The sequence below is a fragment of the Stenotrophomonas sp. AS012628 genome, from assembly GCF_010608305.1.
Lineage (GTDB): Bacteria > Pseudomonadota > Gammaproteobacteria > Xanthomonadales > Xanthomonadaceae > Stenotrophomonas > Stenotrophomonas geniculata.
On sequence record NZ_VMBJ01000062.1, the window covers coordinates 1 to 21,366 of the forward strand.

At 67.2% G+C, this 21,366-nt stretch carries 17 protein-coding genes; 8 read left to right on the forward strand and 9 right to left on the reverse strand.

Going from position 1 to position 21,366, the window contains the following annotated elements; all coding sequences use genetic code 11:
- Nucleotides 1-294 precede the first annotated feature (294 nt).
- On the forward strand, nt 295-1,545 hold the full coding sequence (locus G5A07_RS19630; protein ID WP_010483108.1) for an ectonucleotide pyrophosphatase/phosphodiesterase: 1,251 nt from the start codon (nt 295-297) through the stop codon (nt 1,543-1,545).
- Nucleotides 1,546-1,675: 130 nt separating this feature from the next.
- Here G5A07_RS19630 and G5A07_RS19635 read toward each other — a convergent pair whose 3' ends face one another.
- Nucleotides 1,676-1,855 (reverse strand): 30S ribosomal protein THX, encoded by a 180-nt coding sequence (locus G5A07_RS19635; protein WP_010483110.1) that lies wholly within the window; start codon nt 1,853-1,855, stop codon nt 1,676-1,678.
- A 110-nt stretch (nt 1,856-1,965) separates the two neighbouring features.
- Nucleotides 1,966-2,379, reverse strand: a complete 414-nt coding sequence (locus G5A07_RS19640; RefSeq protein WP_019338435.1) for a MerC domain-containing protein — start codon at nt 2,377-2,379, stop codon at nt 1,966-1,968.
- Nucleotides 2,380-2,514: 135 nt separating this feature from the next.
- Here G5A07_RS19640 and G5A07_RS19645 point away from each other — a divergent pair, with 135 nt between their 5' ends.
- The 4 genes from G5A07_RS19645 (at nt 2,515) to G5A07_RS19660 (ending at nt 8,281) form a co-directional block, all read left to right on the forward strand.
- Nucleotides 2,515-4,719, forward strand: a complete 2,205-nt coding sequence (locus tag G5A07_RS19645) for a TonB-dependent receptor (RefSeq protein ID WP_191863869.1) — start codon at nt 2,515-2,517, stop codon at nt 4,717-4,719.
- A 163-nt stretch (nt 4,720-4,882) separates the two neighbouring features.
- Nucleotides 4,883-5,449 carry a TetR/AcrR family transcriptional regulator gene (locus tag G5A07_RS19650; RefSeq protein ID WP_010483118.1) on the forward strand — a complete coding sequence of 189 codons (567 nt, stop codon included), beginning with the start codon at nt 4,883-4,885 and terminating at the stop codon, nt 5,447-5,449.
- Nucleotides 5,449-7,122 (forward strand): MFS transporter, encoded by a 1,674-nt coding sequence (locus tag G5A07_RS19655; RefSeq protein ID WP_191863870.1) that lies wholly within the window; start codon nt 5,449-5,451, stop codon nt 7,120-7,122. Before G5A07_RS19650 ends, G5A07_RS19655 begins: the two co-directional genes overlap by 1 nt.
- Before the next feature lie 10 nt (nt 7,123-7,132).
- Nucleotides 7,133-8,281, forward strand: coding sequence for an HlyD family secretion protein (locus G5A07_RS19660; RefSeq protein ID WP_191863871.1), 1,149 nt, complete (start codon nt 7,133-7,135; stop codon nt 8,279-8,281).
- 70 nt (nt 8,282-8,351) lie between these two features.
- On the opposite strand, the gene G5A07_RS19665 is transcribed toward G5A07_RS19660, so the two are convergent.
- The 7 genes from G5A07_RS19665 to creB all read right to left on the reverse strand — a co-directional run bounded on the left by G5A07_RS19665 (nt 8,352) and on the right by creB (nt 16,230).
- A complete protein-coding gene (locus G5A07_RS19665) occupies nt 8,352-8,843 on the reverse strand; it encodes a Fur family transcriptional regulator (RefSeq protein WP_004150412.1) in 492 nt (163 codons plus the stop codon).
- Nucleotides 8,844-8,877: 34 nt separating this feature from the next.
- A complete protein-coding gene (gene gltX / locus G5A07_RS19670) occupies nt 8,878-10,281 on the reverse strand; it encodes a glutamate--tRNA ligase (RefSeq protein WP_010483126.1) in 1,404 nt (467 codons plus the stop codon).
- Nucleotides 10,282-10,435: 154 nt separating this feature from the next.
- The gene (locus G5A07_RS19675; protein ID WP_191863872.1) at nt 10,436-12,022 is read right to left on the reverse strand and encodes a M28 family metallopeptidase; all 1,587 of its coding nucleotides are present in this window, start codon (nt 12,020-12,022) and stop codon (nt 10,436-10,438) included.
- A gap of 196 nt (nt 12,023-12,218) precedes the next feature.
- A complete protein-coding gene (locus tag G5A07_RS19680; RefSeq protein ID WP_049482784.1) occupies nt 12,219-12,629 on the reverse strand; it encodes a hypothetical protein in 411 nt (136 codons plus the stop codon).
- A 10-nt stretch (nt 12,630-12,639) separates the two neighbouring features.
- Nucleotides 12,640-13,959, reverse strand: coding sequence for a cell envelope integrity protein CreD (gene creD, locus G5A07_RS19685; protein WP_049455649.1), 1,320 nt, complete (start codon nt 13,957-13,959; stop codon nt 12,640-12,642).
- Nucleotides 13,960-14,040: 81 nt separating this feature from the next.
- Nucleotides 14,041-15,501 carry a two-component system sensor histidine kinase CreC gene (gene creC / locus G5A07_RS19690; RefSeq protein ID WP_019338443.1) on the reverse strand — a complete coding sequence of 487 codons (1,461 nt, stop codon included), beginning with the start codon at nt 15,499-15,501 and terminating at the stop codon, nt 14,041-14,043.
- A 3-nt stretch (nt 15,502-15,504) separates the two neighbouring features.
- The gene (gene creB / locus G5A07_RS19695; RefSeq protein ID WP_191863873.1) at nt 15,505-16,230 is read right to left on the reverse strand and encodes a two-component system response regulator CreB; all 726 of its coding nucleotides are present in this window, start codon (nt 16,228-16,230) and stop codon (nt 15,505-15,507) included.
- Nucleotides 16,231-16,265: 35 nt separating this feature from the next.
- On the opposite strand from creB, the gene rlmJ reads away from it, so the two are divergent.
- The 3 genes from rlmJ to mfd all read left to right on the forward strand — a co-directional run bounded on the left by rlmJ (nt 16,266) and on the right by mfd (nt 21,355).
- On the forward strand, nt 16,266-17,123 hold the full coding sequence (gene rlmJ / locus G5A07_RS19700; protein WP_019338445.1) for a 23S rRNA (adenine(2030)-N(6))-methyltransferase RlmJ: 858 nt from the start codon (nt 16,266-16,268) through the stop codon (nt 17,121-17,123).
- Between the two features lie 95 nt (nt 17,124-17,218).
- Nucleotides 17,219-17,764 (forward strand): GNAT family N-acetyltransferase, encoded by a 546-nt coding sequence (locus G5A07_RS19705; RefSeq protein WP_004150340.1) that lies wholly within the window; start codon nt 17,219-17,221, stop codon nt 17,762-17,764.
- Nucleotides 17,765-17,890: 126 nt separating this feature from the next.
- Complete coding sequence (gene mfd / locus G5A07_RS19710; protein ID WP_191863874.1) at nt 17,891-21,355, forward strand: transcription-repair coupling factor; 3,465 nt, start codon at nt 17,891-17,893, stop codon at nt 21,353-21,355.
- Nucleotides 21,356-21,366 lie beyond the last annotated feature (11 nt).

Genomic DNA, 21,366 nt, shown 5'->3' on the forward strand with positions numbered 1-21,366 from the left:
CGCGGCATCCATGCCGCGGACACCCCCGCAACCGGACCCACCACGCCTTCGACAGATTCCTGCGATCTGTCGGGACGGCGCACTGCGCGGCTGCTGGTAGGTGTCAACCTTGGTCGACAAGGTAGATCCACGCCATGCGTGGATGGAAGCATCAGGAATATGTCTGGAGAAAAGCCCCGTTCTTGTTGAAGGGGGCGCGCCGACAGGTGCGGGGATAAGGAAAAATGCGCGGACACGGCGCGCGATAGTGCGCCGTGTCTTGGGCGCGTCATTACCTCGCACTATGATGGACGGATGACTTCCGTACGCCTGACCTGCGCGCTGGCGCTGCTGCTGCCATTGGCCGCCTGCACCACCGCGCCCACCCCTTCCGCCTCTGTTCCCACCCCTGTTGCAACGGCTGCACCGCCGAAGCTGCTGCTGATCTCGATCGACGGCCTGCGCGCCGATGCGCTCGATCGCGGCCTGACACCGAACCTGCAGCGACTGATCGACGGCGGGGTACGCGCGCGCTGGATGACGCCTTCGTACCCGTCGCTGACCTTCCCCAACCACTACACCATCGTCACCGGCCTGCGCCCGGACCACCACGGCATCGTCAACAACAGCATGGACGATGCAACCCTGGGCCGTTTCGAACTGAGCAACCGCGACGCGGTCACTACCAGCGGCTGGTGGGGTGGCGAACCGATCTGGGTCGGCGCCGAGAACGTCGGCGTGCGCACCGCCACCACCTCGTGGCCGGGCAGCGAGTCGGAAATCCGTGGCGTGCGCCCCAGCCAGTGGCGCGTCTACGATGGCAAGGAACCACTGGAGCAGCGCGCCGGCATCGTGCTCGACTGGCTGGCGCAGACCGATGCCGATGCACCGCGCCTGACCACGCTGTACATGGAACACGTGGACAAGGCAGGCCACAACTACGGCCCCGAGTCGAAACAGTACGCCGACGCCATCGTGCGCGCCGACCAGATCGTCGGCCAGGTGCTCGATGGACTGCAACAGCGCGGCCTGGTCGCGACCACCAACATCATCGTGGTCTCTGACCACGGCATGGCCAGTGTCGCCGACGGCCACGTGATCGCCACCGAATCAATGGCCGATCCGGCCATCGCGCGCAATGTCAGCCAGGGCCAGTCGGTAGGTTTTGCGCCGGTCGCGGGCCGCGAAGCGGAAGCGGAACGCGCCCTGCTCGGCCGCCATACGCACTACGAGTGCTGGAAGAAGGAGAACCTGCCGGCGCGCTGGCACTACGGCACGCATCCGCGGGTTCCGGCCATCGTCTGTGCCATGGATGAAGGCTGGGACGCCCTTCACCAGGAGAAGATCGCCAAGCGCGCCAGGCAGGATCGAGGCTCGCATGGCTACGACAACGCCCTGCCCTCCATGCGCGCGGTGTTCGTGGCCAGCGGTCCGTCGTTCCGCCAGGGCCTGGTGATCGATGGCTTCGACAATGTCGACGTCTACCCGCTGCTGGCGCACCTGCTGCAGGTGCCGGCCGCGCCGAACGACGGCAATCCGGAAACGCTGAAGAACACCCTGCGCTGATCCGGTTGTAGAGCCGAGCCCATGCTCGGCTGCATTGCGCCAGCCGAGCATGGGCTCGGCTCTACAAAAACGTGCATAAAAAAACGCGGCGCCAGGCGCCGCGTTTTTCGTTGAACCGGTCTGGGCCGGATCAGGCCTTGGCGACGGTCTTCTTCGCCACAGCCTTCTTCGCCGGAGCCTTGGCCACGGTCTTCTTGGCAACCGGAGCGGCGGCGCCTACGGCGACCTTGCTCGCGGTGTGCGAACGGGCGTTGCCGTAGCTGGCGTTGTAGCGCTTGCCCTTGGCGGTCTTGCGGTCACCCTTACCCATGTCTTCAACTCCTCAAATGTGAAATCTGGTTACCCCGTACTGACACGGGTTCGGCGGGGCCGCCTTGCTGGGCGCCCCCGCGCACGATCGAAAATCCTACCATGGAGCGCCTAGTGCGCGCAGCTGGCGTCGTGCACGTGACCGTGGTTGAGGCGCAGGTTGACCAGATGGGCCACACCCACCAGCAGGCCGCCGACGGTCATCACCACCGCGTGCGGCACCGCATTGTGGTGCAACGGGTCGTACAGCACGCCGGCCCACAACGCCACCAGGCCGGGAATCAGGAAGCCCAGCGCACGCAGCGCACCGTGGCGACGGTAGCCCCAGACCAGGCTGAACAGCCCCAGCAGGGTCACGAACACCACCAGCGCCTGTTCCACGCCGTCGCTCAGCCAGAACGACAGGCCCAACGAGGGCGCTGCCGCCAGCAGCACCGGAATCACCGCGCAATGCACCGCGCACAGCATCGAACCAGTGGCGCCGAAACGGTCGAGCAGGTGGCGCAGGCGTGAGGACAGGGACATGACTTCCAGCAGGGTCGGCGAATCGTTATGGAATAATATAACATCCCTTCCCGACCCGCACGGTTTCCCTCCCCCTGTCCCGCTGACGGGATGCGTGCGCCCAGCGATTGATACAGTGTAACAAAGGACCCACCAATGCCCGCCCGTACCCCGCGGTTGAAGCCGCATTCCCTCGCCCTGGCCCTGACCGCCCTGCTTCCGACCGTAGCCTTCGCCGCCAGCGAAGACGATTCCCATCGTGACCGCCACCTGACTGAACTGTCGTCGGTGCAGGTCACCGCGTCGCCGCTGCAGGGCGACGCAGAATCGCTGGCACGCCCGGTGGAGGTTCTGGCCGGTGAACGCCTGGACGAGCAGAAGGCCGGCCCCCTCGGCGATACCGTGGCCAAGCTGCCCGGCGTACAGAGCACCTTCTTCGGTCCCGGCGTCGGCCGCCCGATCATCCGCGGCCAGGAAGGCCCGCGCGTGGCCGTGCTGTCCAACGGCATGGGCAACATGGATGCATCCACCGTCAGCGCCGACCATGCCACCAGCATCGAGCCGTTCCTGGCCGACCAGATCGAAGTGCTGAAGGGTCCGGCCACGCTGCTGTTCGGCAGCGGCGCCATCGGTGGTGCGGTCAATGTGGTCGATGGCCGCATCGCGCGCGAACTGCCGGAGCGCCCGCTGAGCGGCCGCGCAGAACTGCGCGGCAATTCGGTGAACAACGAACGCAGCGGCATGTTCCGCCTCGATGGCGTCAGCGGCAATGTCGTGCTGCACGTGGATGGCCTGGTCCGCAATGGCGACGACTACCGCATCCCCGGTTATGCAGTGATCGACAGCCTTGAAGATCATCATGACCACGATCACGACCATGACGCGGCCGAGGGTGAAGAGCCGCGTCGCGGCCGCCTGGACAACAGCTCGATCCGCACCCGCGCCGGTGGCGTCGGCGCAACGTGGCTGGGCGACGGCGGCTACTTCGGCGTATCGGCCAGCACCTACCGCACCAACTACGGCATTCCCAATGGCGCGCACGTGCACGCCGATGGTGATGATCATGGCCATGACCACGGTCACGACCATGGCGATGAAGAAGAAGGCGGCGACGAGCACGACGTGCGCATCGACATGGTGCAGAACCGCTTCGAGACCAAGGCCGGCATCTACGACCCGGTCTCGTTCCTGAAGAACATCAACGCACGCGTGGCCTACACCGACTACGAACACGTGGAGCTGGAAGCCGGCACGCCGTCCACCCGCTTCACCAACCGTGGCATCGAAGCGCGTCTGGAAGCCGTACAGCAGCAGATCGGTGGCTGGGACGGTGCCTTCGGCCTGCAGTTTGGCAACAGTGATTTCGGCGCCAAGGGCGAAGAGGCGTTCGTGCCGGATACCGGCACGAAGAACATCGGCCTGTTCGTACTGCAGGAAAAGCAGTTCGGCCCGTTCAAGCTGGAACTCGGCGGCCGCCACGACCAGGTCAAGCTGGACCCGACCGGTGACTACCGCCGCCGTACGTTCGGTGCCACCAACCTGTCTGCCGCCGGTATCTGGAAGCTCAACGACGCCGTTGACCTGCGCATCGGCGTGGACAGCTCCGAGCGTGCACCGACCAACGAAGAGCTGTATGCCGCCGGCGCACACATCGCCACCCGCTCGCTGGAAATCGGCGACGCCAACCTGAAGACCGAGCGCGGCCAGCGCGTGGAACTGGGCATCCACACCCACAGCGAGCGCCTGGACTTCTCCGCGTCGGTCTACCAGACCAGGTTCAAGGACTTCATCTACCTGGCCGACACCGGTGTTACCGAAGGCCTGCCGGTCCGCGCCTGGACCCAGCAGGACGCGGTGTTCCGCGGCGCCGAGGCCGAAGCGCTGGTGCACCTGTTCGAGGGTGGCGCCGGTGACTGGGATCTGCGCCTGTTCGGTGACTACGTGAAGGCCAAGCTGGATGGCAGCGGCAGCCGCAACCTCGACATCGCCGTGCCGCACGGCGACCACAACCACAATTACAACGTGGAACTGGCCAACACCGGCTACCTGCCGCGTATCGCCCCGGCCCGCGTCGGCGCCGACCTGCGCTGGTCGAAGGACGGCTGGCGCGCCTCGGTCGGTGCGGTGCGCTACAGCCGCCAGAAGGACGTCGCGCAGAACGAAGCACCGAGCGACGGCTACACCCTGGTCGATGCGCACCTGGCCTACCGCTGGGATCGCAACGCCAGCAACAGCTACGAAGTCTTCCTGGATGGCAGCAACCTGACCAACCGCGAAGTGCGTCCGCATACCTCGCTGCTGCGCGACTACTCGCCGCTGCCGGGCCGTGGTGTCGCATTCGGCATCCGCGCGTTCTTCTGATCGCGTAAGGCGGGGTCGGATCCCACGGGGGCCTTCGGGCCCCCGTTTTCATTTCGATCCGCACCATCACACATTCGTCACAAAGATGTGCGTACCACAACAAGCGGACAATCCCGTCACTCAAAGTCTCGCCAATCGGACATTTTTGTCCGAACATAATTCCATGACTGCCCAACGTGCCGATGCTGCTGCCCGCCGTGCCCTCATCCTCGACGCCGCCGATCATGTGTTCGGCCAACACGGTGTCACCGCCCCGCTGGACCTGGTGGTCGAACGCGCCCAGGTGGGCCGCGCCACCCTGTACCGCAACTTTCCCGACCGCACCGCGCTGATCCAGGCACTGCTGCAGCGTACGGTCGACCGCATCCGGCGCCAGGTCGAACAGCTCGGCGACCGCGACGATGCCCTGTTCGAGGTGTTCGAGGGCATGGCCCAGCGCATCATCGATTCACCTGCCTTGGCCGACTACTGGCGCGCAGTGGATTCGGACGTGCCGGCCATGCGTACCGCGCGCGAGACCGTGCGCGATCTGCTGGAAGCACCGATCGCCCGTGCCAAGGCCGCCGGCCTGTGCCGTGCCGATCTGGAGAAGACGGACATTTCACTCATCTCGGGCATGCTGGGCGCGGCCCTGCGCGGCAAGACCCGCGACGAGCGCGCCCACCTGGCCGGGCGCGCCCTGCAGCTGCTGCGCGGGGGTCTCCAGGGAGCAACCAGCGAGGCCCGCTGATGGTCCAGCCGTATCTGAAGCCGGTTCCGGATTGGGAGGAGCACGAGAAGCCGACCATGCCCGGTTCGGCTTCGATGCCCTGGCACCCACCGTACCGTCGGTTGGCCTATGCACTGGTATCGCTGCTGGTGGCGATCACCGGCGGCCTCGGCAATGCGCTGGTCACCGCCAACCTGCCGTTCCTGCAGGGCCAACTGGCACTGACCCCCACCCAGGGCAGCTGGCTGGTGGCCGCCTATGCCATGGTCAATGTCACCGCCAACCTGCTGGCCTTCAAGTTCCGCCAGCAGTACGGCATCCGCCTGTTCGCCGAGATCGGGCTGGGCCTGTATGCGGCGCTGGCGGTACTGCACCTGTTCGTCGGCAGCTTCGAGACCACGATGCTGACCCGCGCCGCCAGCGGCTTCGCGGGTGCGGCCTGTTCGACACTGGGCACGCTGTACATGCTGCAGGCGCTGCCGCGTCGCTTCACCGGCAATCTGCTGGTCGTCGGTGTCGGCCTCTCGCAGCTGGCGGTGCCGATCGCCTGGATCGTGTCGCCGGGCCTGGTCGATACCGGCCAGTGGCACCAGCTCTACTCGTTTGAGGCCGGGCTGGCACTGTGCGCGTTCGCGGCGGTGGTGGTGCTGAAGCTGCCGCCCGGCATCCAGGTGAAGGCGTTCGAGCCGCTGGACTTCCTCACGTTCGCCCTGCTCGCACCGGCCGTCGCCCTGCTGGTGATCGTGCTGGCGCAGGGCTACACCCGCTGGTGGCTCAACACGCCATGGCTGGGCTTGGCTCTGGTCGCCTCGATCGCGCTGTCCACCACCGCCTTCATCATCGAGCACTACCGGCGCAATCCGCTGCTGCAGATCCGCTGGCTGTCGAAGCTGCCGGTACTGCACTTCATCGTCGGTGCGTTCCTGATCCGATTCCTCACCACCGAGCAGTCCTACGGCGTGATCAACCTGATGCGCACGCTGGGCATGGGGCCTGACCAGATGCGCCCGCTGTTCGTAGTGATCCTCGCCGGGGTGATCGTCGGCATCGCTGGCGCCTCGCTCACCTTCGGCCCCAAGCGGCTGATCGCCCAGCTGCTGATGGCGATCCTGCTGCTGGGCGCCGCAGCGTTCTTCGACCAGCACCGCACCAGCCTGGACCGGCCACACGATTTCTACGCCAGCCAGTTCCTGGCCTCGGTCGGTGCCGGTATGTTCATGGGCCCGCTGATCATGCTCGGCATCTCTGCCGCGTTGAAACAGGGCGTGGATCACATGATCACCTTCCTGGTGACGCTGTCGATCACCCAGACGCTGGGTGGCCTGGCCGGCTCGGCGGTGCTGGGCACCTTCCAGCTGCATCGCGAGCAGTTGTACTCCAGCGCATTGACCAGCCAGCTCGACCCGGCCGACCCGGTGGTGGCACAACGCCTGCGCCTCCAGCAGCAGCTGTACAGCGCACAGGTCACCGACCCGGTGCTGCGCAGTGCGCAGGGCAGCGCGCAGCTGGCGCAGACCACTCGCCGCGAAGCCAACGTGCGTGGATTCAATGATGTGTTCACATTGAGCGGTTGGCTGGCCATCGGCTTCCTGTGCTGGTTGCTGCTGCTGTCGCTGCGCACCGCGGTGCTCAAGCAATGGCGCAAGCGCCACCCCACTTCCCCCGCTGCGGCCACGCCGGCCGCGCCCCGCTGAGTCCTCCGCCATGCCTCCCGTCCCGCCCCGACCCGACGACAACGTGACCCCTCCGCCGCCGACCGACGCGGCACCTGCGCCCACGCCCGTTGAGCCGGCGGTCGCGCCGAAGTACCTCAAGCCCAGCGCGCGCAGCGTGGTGGTGATGGTGGTGGTGGCACTGCTGGGCATCGCACTGATCCTGCGCGCGTGGCACCTGTGGCCGTTCACCAGCACGGTGATGGTGACCGACAACGCGTATGTACGCGGGCAGATCACGGTGATGGCGCCGCAGGTGAACGGCTACGTGACCGAAGTGCTGGTGAAGGACTTCCAGCACGTGAAGCAGGGCGAGCCGCTGCTGCGCATCGATGACCGCATCTACGCGCAGCGCGTCGCCCAGGCGCAGGCGACGCTGGACAGCGCACGCGCGGCGTTGGCCAACTCGGACCAGTCGCAGGCGCAGAACCGTGCGCAGATCGCCTCCGCACACGCCACGTTGTCGGCCGGCCAGGCGGAGCTGCAACGCTCACGCAACGAGCTGAAGCGCTACGAGGAGCTGGCCGCGCAGCAACTGGTGTCAGTCAACGACCGCGACAAGTTCCGCACCACCCAGGCGTCGGCACAGGCCAGCGTCCAGCAGTCACAGGCGCAGATCCGCATTGCCGAGGAAACCCTGGTATCGACCCAGGTGGCGCGCAAGAGCCTGGAGGCGCAGGTGGAGAGCGCGCAGGCGCAACTGGAACTGGCCCGCATCGATCTGGCCAACACGGTGATCCACGCACCGCGCGACGGCCAGATCAGCGAGGCCAGCGTGCGCGTGGGCCAGTACGTCGCTGCCGGTTCGCAGCTGCTGTTCCTGGTACCTGACACGTTGTGGGTGGTGGCCAACTACAAGGAAGGCCAGACCTGGGGCATGGCGATCGGCCAGCCGGCCACGTTCTCGGTGGACGCGTTCCAGGGGCAGGTGCTGCGGGGCCGCGTGCAGGAGATCGCGCCGGCTACCGGCTCGGAATTCAGCGTGCTGCGCCCGGACAATGCCAGCGGCAACTTCACCAAGGTGGTGCAGCGGCTGCCAGTACGGATTTCGATCAACGAGGGCCAGAAGCTGGCGGCACAACTGCGGCCCGGCATGTCGGTGATCGTGCGGGTGGATACCGCAAGCAAGCCGATGGACTAGCGTTTGTCATGAAACGGGGGTCAGATCCCTTTTGCCAAGGCAAAAGGGATCTGACCCCAGGACCCATTGCTCAGCCCGCGCAGCGCGCGCAGAGGCCGTGCACTTCCAGAGTCTGCGCCTGCGGCTGGAAACCCAGCTCCTTGGCGCGCTTCTCCAGCTGGGTGACGATTTCGCGGTCTTCCAGCTCCACCGCGCTGTGGCAGCTGTTGCAGATCAGGAACGGCACCGAATGCGCGGCGCTGCTGGGATGGTGGCAGGCCACGAAGGCATTGACCGACTCCAGCTTGTGCACGAAGCCATTGGCCATCAGGAAATCCAGCGCGCGGTACACGGTGGGCGGGGCATCAGCGCCCACGCCCTTGCCGTTGCGCACCCATTCCAGCAGCTCGTAGGCCTTGACCGGCTTGCCGGCCTCGGCGATCAGCTTCAGCACATTGGCGCGGATCGGGGTCAGGCGCAGCCCGCGTTCGCGCGAGACGCGCTCGACCACCGCCACAAAATCCGATGCATCGTGGACGTGGTGGTGCGGGGCCGTACAGGCAGTGGCGGTCTTGGCGGGCATGCGTGTTCTCCGGTTCGGGCCTGGCAAGGATGCCTCAGGCCGTTGCTACCTTGGTGATGGCCACATCAATGCGTTTCAAGGCCTGCTCGCGGCCGGCCAGGTACACGGTATGGGAAATGTCAGGGCTGACCTGGGTGCCGGTGATGGCCACGCGCAGCGGCTGGGCGACCTTGCCCATGCCGATCTCCAGCGCGGCGGCGACGTCGTGCAGGGCCACGCCCACCGACTCGGCGGTCCATTCCGGCAGGGCTGCCAGCAGCTCGCGGGCCTTGCCCAGCGCCACCTCGGCACCGGCCTTGAAGTGCTTGGCCACCGCCGCTTCGTCGTACTCGGTCAGCGGCTGGTACCAGATCACGGCCTTTTCGGCCATTTCCTTCAGGGTCTGCACGCGCTCACGCAGGGCGATCACCACGTCCTCCGGGGCCGGGCCGGCGGCCACGTCCAGGCCCAGCTTCTGCAGCTGGTAGACCAGGTGCGGCACGATGGCGGCCACGTCCTCGGTCTTCAGGAAGTGCTGGTTGACCCAGCCCAGCTTGGCCATGTCCAGGCGCGAGGCCTTGGAATTGCAATCCTTCACGTCGAACAGGTCGATCAGTTCCTGGCGGCTGAACAGCTCCTGGTCACCGTGCGACCAGCCCAGCCGGGCCAGGTAGCTCAGCAGCGCATCGGGCAGGTAGCCGGCGTCCTTGTACTGCATCACGTCGGCCGCGCCGGTGCGCTTGGACAGCTTGGCCCCCTGCTCGTCCAGGATCATCGGCATGTGGCCGAACTTCGGCACCGGCGCACCGATGCCTTCGTACAGGTTGATCTGGCGCGGGGTGTTGTTGATGTGGTCGTCACCGCGGATGACCTCGGTGATGCCCATGTCCCAGTCGTCCACCACCACCGCGAAGTTGTAGGTGGGGTAGCCGTCCGGACGGAAGATGACCATGTCATCCAGCTCGCTGTTGGCGATCTCGATGCGGCCCTTGATCAGGTCGTCGAACACCACCGTGCCTTCCAGCGGGTTCTTGAAGCGGATGACGCGGTTCGGGTCGTCCCTGTACGGTAGGCCCAGTTCGCGTGCAGCGCCGTTGTAACGCGGCTTTTCCTGCCTGGCCATGGCGGCCTCGCGCATCGCATCCAGCTCTTCGCGGGTTTCGTAGGCGTAGTACGCCTTGCCGTCGGCGATCAGCTGCTCGGCCACTTCCTGGTAACGGGCGACGCGGTCGGTCTGGTAGATTGGGCCCTCGTCGTAGTCCAGGCCCAGCCACTCCATCGCCTCCAGGATGGCGTCGATCGCGCCCTGGGTGCTGCGTTCACGATCGGTGTCCTCGATGCGCAGCACGAACTCACCGCCGCGGTGACGGGCCTCCAGCCAGCAGTACAGCGCGGTGCGGGCACCACCGATGTGCAGGTAGCCGGTGGGACTGGGGGCGAAGCGGGTGCGGCAGGTCATGGACGGCTCGAGGAACGGGAATCCCCCGATTTTACCAGCCCTCCGCCCCCGACGGAAAAAGGGGACGGAGGGGATTAAGTCGCGATTGCCCAGCCTCTGGGCGCTGCGACCGGGAAACGGAGGGGAGAAACGACTTAATCCCCTCCGTCCCCTTTTACGGTTCCTGCTTGCGCGGGAAGGACTGCTCGCGCATGGCGGCGTTGTAGGCGAACGAGGCGACGATGGCGGCGGCCTGTTTCAGGTCTTCCGGCTCGGCGTGGTCCCAGGTATCCAGGTGGCTGTGGTGGACGTTGGTGAAGTAGTCCAGCCGGTCCTGGATGAACTGGAAGCCCGGAAGGCCGATGCGGTCGAAGCTGATGTGGTCGGTACTGCCGGTGTTGCGGGTGGCCACGGTGGTGGCGCCCACGTCATGGAACGGCGCCAGCCAGGCTTCGAAGATCGGCATCGCCGCCAGGTTTTCCTGCGCGTAGATGCCCCGGAAGCGGCCCGAGCCGTTGTCCATGTTGAAGTAGACCTGGAACTTGCTGTAGTCGCGGGTCTTCTGCAATGCACCGGTCGGCTCGCGCAGCGAGGCCGGCAGCGCCTTCTGGGCCGGGTCGGTGGGTTCCGGGAAACGACCGAAGTGCTTGGCCACATAGGCCTGCGAGCCGATCAGGCCCTGCTCCTCACCGCTCCACAACGCCACGCGGATGGTGCGCTTCGGCTTGGCGCCGGTGGCCTTGAGGATGCGCATCGCCTCCATCATCACCGCCACGCCGGCTGCATTGTCGGCCGCACCGGTACCGCTGTGCCAGGAATCCAGGTGCGCGCCGATCATCACCACTTCATCCGGCTTGCTGCTGCCGCGGATCTCGGCCAGCGTGTTGTAGCCCGGCTGGTTGGCCTCGTCGGTGAAGCGCGCGGCCACATCCACGCGCAGACGTACCATCTGCTTGGCCTCCAGCGCGCGCACCAGCGGATTGAAGTGCTCGCTGATCATCGCCAGCTCGGGGATGCCCACCGACTCACCGGCCTTGCGCGAACCGCCGCCGGCGACGCGGATGATGCCGTTGTCCCAGCTGCTGATGCTGATCGCGGCCAGCGCGCCCTCTTCGACGAAGAAGGCGTTGACCTTGGCGGCCAGCTCCTGGCGTTCCTTGTATTCCTTCACCCGCTTGGCCCGCTCGGCGGCGACGTCCTTGGGCAGGGTGAATTCCTGCAGGCCCTCCAGCGAGGTGGCGTCATGCCGGTGCGAGTCCGGCTCGGTGCCGCGCTTGTACTCGCGCGCCTCGCCCAGCAGCAGGATCTTGCCGCGCAGCTTGCCGCGATACTTTTCGATGTCCTCGGGCTTCTTGATCTCCACGTGCACCAGCTCGCCCTCAACCGGTCCCTCGGTGCCTGGCGTCCAGGCCTTGGGCAGCGCATGCAGCGGCTGCACGCGGTCACCCAGCATTTCCACGCTGGCCGAGGTGAACTCCCAGCCACGGCCGAAGTCATCGAAGGCTTCGTCGTGCACGTTGTCCAGCTTCCATTCGCTGAACTTGCCGCGGGTCCACGCGTTGGCGCGGCCCATCGCCGGCGAATTGGTCAGGCGCGGGCCGATGCGTTCGGTGAGGTAGCTGAAGGTATCCATCACCTGCGAACGGTGGAAGGCCTCCTGGCGGATGCGGCTGACCATGTCCAGGTCCACCGACTCGCGCTGCTGCGCCATTGCATTGCCACCCATCGCCAGCGCTACGGCCAGCACGCCCCACTTCAACACATCGCACCCCTGCCCTTCGGCTCGATCATCAACCCGTCGAGTCTAGCCAGCAGGGGCGCGCCGATACCGTCCCATCGGTCATGGGCAGGAGCGTGCGAACCAAGGTTCGCACCCACAGGTGACCGGTCAGCTCGCACCCACCAGAGGGCTGGGTTCCCGCCAGTAGATCCACGCCATGCGTGGATGAACAACCCGATCACCCACTCCACCCCAACCACAACTGCGCCCGCTCCGGCAGCAACAACAACCAATGCCGCCGATCGATGCTGCTGCAGCCATACACCGACGCGTGTGCCGGCCAGTCATCCGGCAGGCCGCCGATGCCGATCTCGGCCAGCGCCTCCGCCCCGGCCTTCCATGGCCGGTAGCGCGGCACCCGGCCGGCCACCGCGCCGCGTCCCTGCCGCGCGTCCTGCAGCCAGCGCAGTCCCTGCCCCTGCAATCCCTCGCAGGTCACCGCAGCCAGCTGGAAGCGGACCAGGCCGGGGGCGATCCGTGCCCCCGGCAGGGCCGCCAGCACGCCATGTGCCTGCAGCAGTGCATCCACTTCCAGCAGGGCCGGAATGCCCTGCCGTGCCCGTTGCCGCAATCCCTGGCGCCAGCCCATGACGTACTCCTTACTTCAGTTCCGCGCCAAGCGCGTACCAGTCGACCCGGCGCGTCACCCACATCGCCAGCGCCAGGATCACGAACAGCAGCAGCGAACCCATCAGCAGCGCGTTGTTCTCCGACACCAGCAGGCCATACAGCGCGCCGTACAGCACGGTCAGCAGCGCAGCGAAGCCGAGACCGCGCTTCCAGTGGCCCAGCACGTTGGCCAGGTACACCGCCTGCAGGCCGATACAGGCCACCGCCGATACCAGGTAGGCCTTCCAGAACGCGATGTGCTCGGACAGGCTGATCAGCAACAGGAAGAAGATCGCCAACGCCAGGCCCACCATCAGGTACTGCAGCGGGTGGATGCGCAGCGACTTGATCAGTTCGAACAGGATGAAGCCGACGAAGGTGAGCAGCACGAACAGCACGCCGTACTTCGAGGCGCGATCGGCCTGGGTGTAAGCATCGACTGGATCGACCAGCGATACCGTCACCGCCTGCGAATCGACCGAACCGTCATTGCGCAGCTGTCGCTGTGCGTCGGAGGCCAGCGAGGACACGGCCCAGCGCGCATCGAAACCCTGTGCATCAACGCGTCGCTCATTGGGCAGGAACGCCCCGCTGAACGACGGGTGCGGCCAGCTGGAACGCAGCGCGATATGCGTATCGTCGCCCACCGGCACCACCGACAGCATGCGGCTGCCGTCCAGGCGCAGTTCCAGCTCCACGGTGCTGGCGGCCAGCGTGCCGCCGTGGTCTTCGGCAAACCCGGTCACCGGTGCATGCAGACCGCGGCCGACTTCGCTGGCAGCGCCCACGCCGGGCAGCAGCCGCAGCTGCTTGCCATCCACGCGCAGATTCGGCGTACCGACCAGGCCACGCACATCGGAAATGCCCACGGCTACATACGGCTGGCCGTAACTGCGGCCGGCCTTCACCGGATAGTCGTCTTCGGCGAACGTCGCCTTCATCTGGCCGTTCCAGCTGTAGACCGGCACCTTGAACAGCCCGACCTCACGCTGGCTCGGCAGCATCTCACCGCCCACCTCCAGCGACGCCGGCATCTGCAACCAGTGCCCCTCGGTGACCTGCACCTCGGTCTTCTTGACGCCCAGCGGATCGACCAGTTCAACCTGCTTGCGCTCCACCCACGGCACCACCCGCACCGGCCCGACCAGCTGCTGCGCACCGGCGCGGCTGTCGGCCACCCGCGAGAAGGCCTCATCGCGGTACGCACTGCGTTCGTTGATGACCCCGCGGATCATCGTCAGCGGAACCAGCAGCAGCAGGATCAGCCCGCCGACAATGGCGAACCGCAGCAGCATCTTCAGGGATTTCATGGTCCATCCTCGTTGGAGAGGACTGCAGGATGGACCGCTGCAGTGAGCAGGGTTTGTGGCGAATTTGAAGCGAATGTGAAGTCAGCGGCGCGGGCGCTGGCCCGGTGTACCCAGCGGCAACCACAGGCTGGCTACGGTACCGCCGCCGTCGCGTGCATCGACACTGGCGCGCCCATCGTGCAGGCGCGCGACTTCCCGCACGAACGGCAGGCCCAGGCCGGAACTGCGCCGCCCGCTGCCGGGGCGCGCCAGCGAATAGAAGCGTTCGAACACCCGCTCACGCGCGTAGTCGGGAATGCCGGCGCCACGGTCGGCCACCTGCAGGCGCACGCCCTGCCCGTCCACCTCGGCCTGCAGCGCGATCTCCGCGCCAGCCGGCGAGAAGGCAATCGCGTTGTCGATCAGGTTGTGCAGTGCCTGTCGCAGCAGGTAGCCGTCGCCCTGCACCTGCAGGTCGGGCACGCTGCCGATGCGGACCTGCACGCCTGCCGCTTGTGCGCGCACCTGCGCGGCAGCGGCCGCATCGGCCAGCAATGCCGGCAGCGCGATCCGGTCGCGGGTCTGCAGCCAGCCGTGCTGTTCCACTTCAGCCAGTGCCAGCAGCTTGTCGATGGTCTCGGTCAGCCGCTCCTGCTGGTCGACAATGCTGCGCGCGAAATGCACGCGATCGGCTTCGGGCAGCGGCTCCTGCAGCAGCTCGGCGGCACCGCGGATGGCCGCCAGCGGGCTCTTCATCTCATGCGTCAGCGACTGCACGTACTGCTCGACGTAGGCCTTGCCTTCCAGCTTGCGGCGCATGGTTTCCAGCGCCTGGCCCAGATCGCCGATCTCGTCGCGGCGGCGGCGCGGCGGCGGCACCGGTTCGCCGGCGCTGACCGCACGCGCATAGCGGCTGAGCTGGCCCAGGCCGGTGGTCAGCCACATCGTCACCAGCACACCGACCAGCGCCGACAAGCCGATCAGCCAGGCCCCGCGCTCGATGATAGCGCGCTGGCTGGCGGCGATGAACGGATCGATGCTGCGGTTGGGCTGCGCCAGGCTGAGCACGCCGATGAGGGTGCGCCCATCGGCCGGGTCATATACGGGCGCCGCCACATGCATCACCGTGTCGCCCTCTTCGCCGGCAATCTCGGGACTGGAACGCGCGCCGTACTCACCTCGCAGGGTGCGATAGACATCATTCCAGCGCGAGTTGTCGCGCCCCAGGTCGCGGCCCAGCGAGTCGTAGATGACGATGCCCTTGGCATCGGTGATGGTCACCCGGTAATCCAGCGAGCGCTTCGGGAAGCGCCAGACCATCGCCTTCAGGTCGCGCTGGCGTGCCTTGGCGAGGTTGCGGGTGAAGCTGCCGCTGCGGATGGTGCCGGCCTTGACGTCGGCGGCGGCCATTTCGGCCAGCACGTTGGCCGCATCGACCAGGGTCGATTCCATCGCCTGGCGCACACCGGGCTTCACTTCGTTGACGAACACGCGCATCACGAAGAACGCCGCGATGCCGGTGATCAGGAAGAAGCCCAGGAACAGCTTCAGTACCAGGCGCATCGGCTAGACCTCCAGCGCGTAGCCAAGGCCACGGTGGGTACGGATCGGGTCGTCGCTGGCACCGGCCGCGCGCAGCTTGGCGCGCAGCGTCTTTACATGCGTATCAACGGTGCGGTCGGCGCTGTCGGCGCTGCTGTCCCAGCCACGGTCCATCAGCTGGGCACGGCTGAGGATGGCGCCCGGGCGCAGCAGCAGCGCTTCCAGCAGCGCGTACTCGTAGCGGGTCAGGTCCAGTGCCTGGCCACGGAAGCGGATGCGCCGGCCTTCGCGGTCGATGGCAAAGGCGCCATGTTCCTGCCAGCCCGCATCGGCGCCGGGTGCTGCCACGACCGGTGCCGAGCGGCGCAGGCGCGCACGCACCCGTGCCACCAGCTCGCGCGGCGAGAACGGCTTGGTCATGTAGTCGTCGGCGCCCAGCTCCAGGCCGAGCACCCGGTCCACTTCGTCGTTGCGGGCGGTCAGGAAGATCACCGGCAGCTGCGCCGACGGCCCGGGCTGCGCGCGCAGTCGCCTGCAGACCTCGAAGCCGCCCAGGTCGGGCAGGCCCACGTCCAGCACCACCACGTCGATATCCCCGGCCTGCAGCCGTTGCAGGGCCTCGCCGCCCAGCAGGCAGTGGCTGGCGGCATAGCCCTCGCTGCGCAGCGCATAGAGCACGGTTTCGGCGATGGCGGCTTCGTCCTCGACCACCAGGACATGGGCAACAGGAGCTGTCATGGCGCGCAGCATAGCCGCTGCGGCCGCCGCCCCGTACACTGCCGCCCATGAACTATCGCCACGCCTTCCATGCCGGCAACCATGCCGACGTGCTCAAACACATCGTGCAGCTGGCCCTGATCGACAGCTTCAAGCGCAAGGACAGCCCGTTCTTCGTGCTCGACACCCACGGCGGTGCCGGCCGCTACCTGCTGGCCAGCGAAGAGAGCCGCAAGACCCTGGAGGCCGAATCCGGAATCATGCGGCTGATGGCCCAGCCCAAGCTGCCGGAGGTGGTCGAGCGCTACCTGAAGGCGGTACAGGCCGACAACCCGGTCGGCGCGCTGACCAATTATCCGGGTTCGCCGCTGCTGAGCGCACAGGCGATGCGTGCGCAGGACCGCATGGCGGTCTGTGAGCTGCAGGAAGCCGAAACGGCCACGTTGAAGGCCCTGTTCGCCCATGACAGCCGCGTCGATGTGCGCTCTGGCGATGGCTATGCACTGCTGCGCTCGCTGCTGCCGCCGAAGTTCAACGGCAGCAAGATCGGCCGTGGCCTGGTCCTGATCGACCCGCCCTACGAAGCCCAGGATGCCGAGTACCAGGCGGTGCTGGCCGCCCTGGCCGAAACCCTGGCGCGCTGGCCGCAGGCCACGTGTGCCGTCTGGTTCCCGATCAAGCAGCGCCGCACCATCCTGCATTTCCTGCGCAAGGCCACCGCCCTGCCGGTGAAATCGGCGATGACGATCGAGTTCCTGGTGCGCCCGGACGACTCGCCGCTGCGCCTCAACGGCAGTGGCATGCTGCTGCTCAACCCGCCCTGGCAGTTCGACCGTGTGGTCGGCCCAGCCCTGCCGGCGCTGCGCCAGCACCTGGGCGAACCGGGGGCCAGCACCCGCCTGGATTGGCTCAAAGCACCCGAATAACGGCCTTCACGAGGCTGTACCGCCGTGAGCCTTCCGTTCACGGAATGCAGCCCCGGTGATGCCACAATCGATGGACCACCAAGGAATCACCCGGTATGGCCACTCGCAACCGCATGCCGCCCTGGCATGAGATCTTCAAGGCTCCCAGCGGCCACGAGCTGCTGATCCGCCCCATCCGCCCGGAAGATGGCGCACCGCTGCAAGCGGCGTTCAGCCTGTTCGGACCGGAAGAAATCCGTGATCGTTTCCTGCAGGCGGTGACTGAGCTGTCGCCGGAAACCACCCAGCGCCTGACCCACCCGAATCCCAAGACCGAGATCACCCTGGTCGCTGCCGAATCCCTGCCTGCTGGCGAAGCAGTGGTCGGTGCGGTCGCCCGGGCCTCGATCATCCCCGGTACCCGTGAAGCCGAGTACGCGATCCTGATCAGCCGCTTCCTGATCGGCCAGGGCCTGGGCCGGCAGCTGATGCGCAAGCTGGTGAAGTGGGGCCGCGGCAAGTACCTGGACCGCCTGTACGGCGACGTTGCCGCCGAGAACGAGCCGATGAAGCAGCTGGCCGCCTCGCTGGGCTTCAAGCCGGTGCCGCACCCGACCGGTGCCGAAGGCCTGGTGCGGATGGTGCTGGAGCTGGACAACTGAAGGTAGCGCCGGGCCATGCCCGGCGACATTGATTCAACCGCTGCGCTCGCCGGGCTTGGCCCGGCGCTACCCCGCTCACGTCACGATCATGGGCCCGGCGGGGGCTTCTGCTAAAATCCGGGGTCCATGTCGCGTACCTCATACTCCGCCCCGCCGCTGCCGCGCGCCGGCCAGCTCCGCGCCTGGTGGCGCGCCCCCGCCTCGCCGACCGCCCTGGCCTGGTACCTGGCCCAGGCCGCGCGCGCGCACGACGCGCCGCTGCTGGTGATCGCCCGTGACAACCACGGTGCCAACCAGCTCGAAGCCGACCTGCAGACCCTGCTCGGCGGCGACCCGGCCCTGCCGGTGGTCGCCTTCCCGGACTGGGAAACCCTGCCCTACGACCGCTTCAGCCCGCATCCGGACATCATCTCGCAGCGTTTGTCCGCCCTGCATCGCCTGCCCTCGCTGAAGCGCGGCCTGGTGATCGTGCCGGTGCAGACCCTGCTGCAGCAGCTGGCCCCGCGCAGCTATGTGATCGGTGGCAGCTTCGACCTGAAGGTCGGCCAGCGCCTGGATCTGGAGGCCGAGAAGCGCCGCCTGGAAAGTGCCGGCTATCGCAACGTGCCGCAGGTGATGGACCCCGGCGACTTCGCCGTGCGCGGCGGCCTGCTCGACGTGTTCCCGATGGGTTCCGACGAGCCACTGCGGGTGGAACTGCTGGACGAGGACATCGATTCGATCCGTGCGTTCGATCCGGAAAGCCAGCGTTCGCTGGACAAGGTCGAGTCCGTGCACATGCTGCCCGGCCGCGAAGTGCCGATGGACGAGGCCAGCATCGCCCGCGTGCTGGCCGCGCTGCGCGAGCGTTTCGATGTGGATACCCGGCGCAGTTCGCTGTACCAGGATCTGAAGTCCGGGCTGGCCCCGGCCGGCGTCGAGTACTACCTGCCGCTGTTCTTCGAACGCACCGCCACCCTGTTCGACTACCTGCCCGACGGCAGCCTGCCGGTGGTCTGCGCCGGTGCGTATGAAGCGTCCGTCGCGTTCTGGGCGCAGACCGGTGAGCGCTACGAACAACGCCGCCACGACGTCGAACGGCCGCTGCTGCCGCCGTCGGCGCTGTACCTGTCGCCAGAGCTGCTGCGCGAGCGCCTGAACGATGCCCCGCGCATCGAGGTGTGGTCGGCTGACCACGCGCGCATCGCCGATGCCCATGCGCTGGGTGACCAGCCGCTGCCGCCGCTGCCGGTGGCCGCACGCGAGGCCCCCGCCGGCGACGCACTGAAATCTTTCCTCGGCCACTACCCGGGCCGGGTGCTGATCGCCGCCGATTCGCCAGGCCGTCGTGAAGCCCTGCTGGAAGTGCTGCAGGCCGCCGAGCTGAAGCCGCCGGTGGTGGCCGACCTGCCCGCGTTCCTCGCCGACGATGCGCGCTTCGCGATCGCTGTGGCGCCGCTGGAAGATGGCTTCGCACTGGACGACCCGCGCATCGCGGTGCTGACCGAGCGCCAGCTGTTCCCCGAGCGCGCCGGCAGCACCCGCCGCACGCGCCGTGCCGGCCGCGAGCCGGAAGCGATCATCCGCGACCTCGGCGAACTGACCGAGGGCGCACCGATCGTGCATGAGGACCATGGCGTCGGCCGCTACCGGGGCCTGATCGCGATGGACGTCGGCGGCATGCCCGGCGAATTCCTCGAAATCGAATATGCCAAGGGCGACCGCCTGTACGTGCCGGTCGCCCAGCTGCACCTGATCAGCCGCTACTCGGGCGCCTCGGCGGAAACCGCGCCGCTGCATTCGCTGGGTGGCGAGCAGTGGAGCAAGGCCAAGCGCAAGGCCGCTGAGAAGGTGCGCGACGTCGCTGCCGAGCTGCTGGAGATCCAGGCCCGCCGCCAGGCGCGTGCGGGTTTGGCACTGCAGGTGGACCGCGCGATGTACGAACCGTTCGCGGCCGGCTTCCCGTTCGAGGAAACCCCGGACCAGTTGGCCGCGATCGATGCCACCCTGCGCGACCTGGCCAGCAGCCAGCCGATGGACCGCGTGGTCTGCGGCGACGTCGGCTTCGGCAAGACCGAGGTCGCCGTGCGCGCGGCGTTCGCCGCCGCCAGTGCCGGCAAGCAGGTGGCCGTACTGGTGCCGACCACGCTGCTGGCCGAGCAGCACTACCGCAACTTCCGCGACCGTTTCGCCGATTACCCGCTGAAGGTCGAAGTGCTGTCGCGCTTCAAGAGCACCAAGGAGATCAAGGCCGAGCTGGAAAAGGTCGCCGCCGGCACCATCGACGTGATCGTCGGTACCCATCGCCTGCTGCAGCCGGACGTGAAGTTCAAGGACCTGGGCATGGTCATCGTCGACGAGGAACAGCGTTTTGGCGTACGCCAGAAGGAAGCCCTGAAGGCGCTGCGCGCCAACGTGCACCTGCTGACCCTGACCGCCACCCCGATTCCGCGCACGCTCAACATGGCCATGGCCGGCCTGCGCGACCTGTCGATCATCGCCACGCCGCCGCCGAACCGGCTGGCGGTGCAGACCTTCATCACCCAGTGGGACAACGCGCTGCTGCGTGAGGCCTTCCAGCGCGAGCTCGCGCGCGGTGGCCAGCTGTACTTCCTGCACAACGACGTGGAAAGCATCGGCCGCATGCAGCGCGAGCTGTCCGAGCTGGTGCCGGAGGCGCGCATCGGCATCGCCCATGGGCAGATGCCGGAGCGCGAGCTGGAAAAGGTGATGCTGGATTTCCAGAAGCAGCGCTTCAACGTGCTGCTGTCGACCACGATCATCGAATCGGGCATCGACATTCCCAACGCCAACACCATCATCATCAACCGTGCCGACCGCTTCGGCCTGGCCCAGCTGCACCAGCTGCGCGGCCGCGTCGGTCGTTCGCACCATCGCGCCTACGCGTACCTGGTGGCGCCGGACCGCCGATCGATCACCCCGGATGCGGAGAAGCGCCTGGAAGCGATCGCGTCGATGGACGAACTGGGCGCCGGCTTCACCCTGGCCACGCACGATCTGGAGATCCGCGGTGCCGGTGAACTGCTCGGCGAGGACCAGAGCGGACAGATGGCCGAGGTCGGCTTCAGCCTGTACACCGAACTGCTGGAGCGCGCGGTGCGCAGCATCAAGCAGGGCAAGCTGCCCGACCTGGATGCCGGCGAGGAAGTGCGCGGCGCCGAAGTCGAGCTGCATGTGCCGGCGCTGATTCCGGAAGATTACCTGCCGGACGTGCACACCCGCCTGACCCTGTACAAGCGCATTTCCAGCGCGCGCGAAAGTGATGCGCTGCGCGAACTGCAGGTGGAGATGATCGACCGCTTCGGCCTGCTGCCGGATGCGGCCAAGCACCTGTTCGCCATCGCCGAGCTGAAGCTGAAAGCCAACACGCTGGGCATCCGCAAGCTGGACCTGGGCGAGAACGGTGGCCGCATCGTGTTCGAGTCCAAGCCGAACATCGATCCAATGGCGGTGATCCAGCTGATCCAGAAACAACCGAACCTCTACGCCATGGAAGGGCCCGACAAGCTGCGCATCAAGCACCCGCTGCCGTTGCCGGAAGACCGCTTCAATGCGGCCCGCGCCCTTCTGACCACCCTCGCCCCGGGTTGATCGCCCCCCCG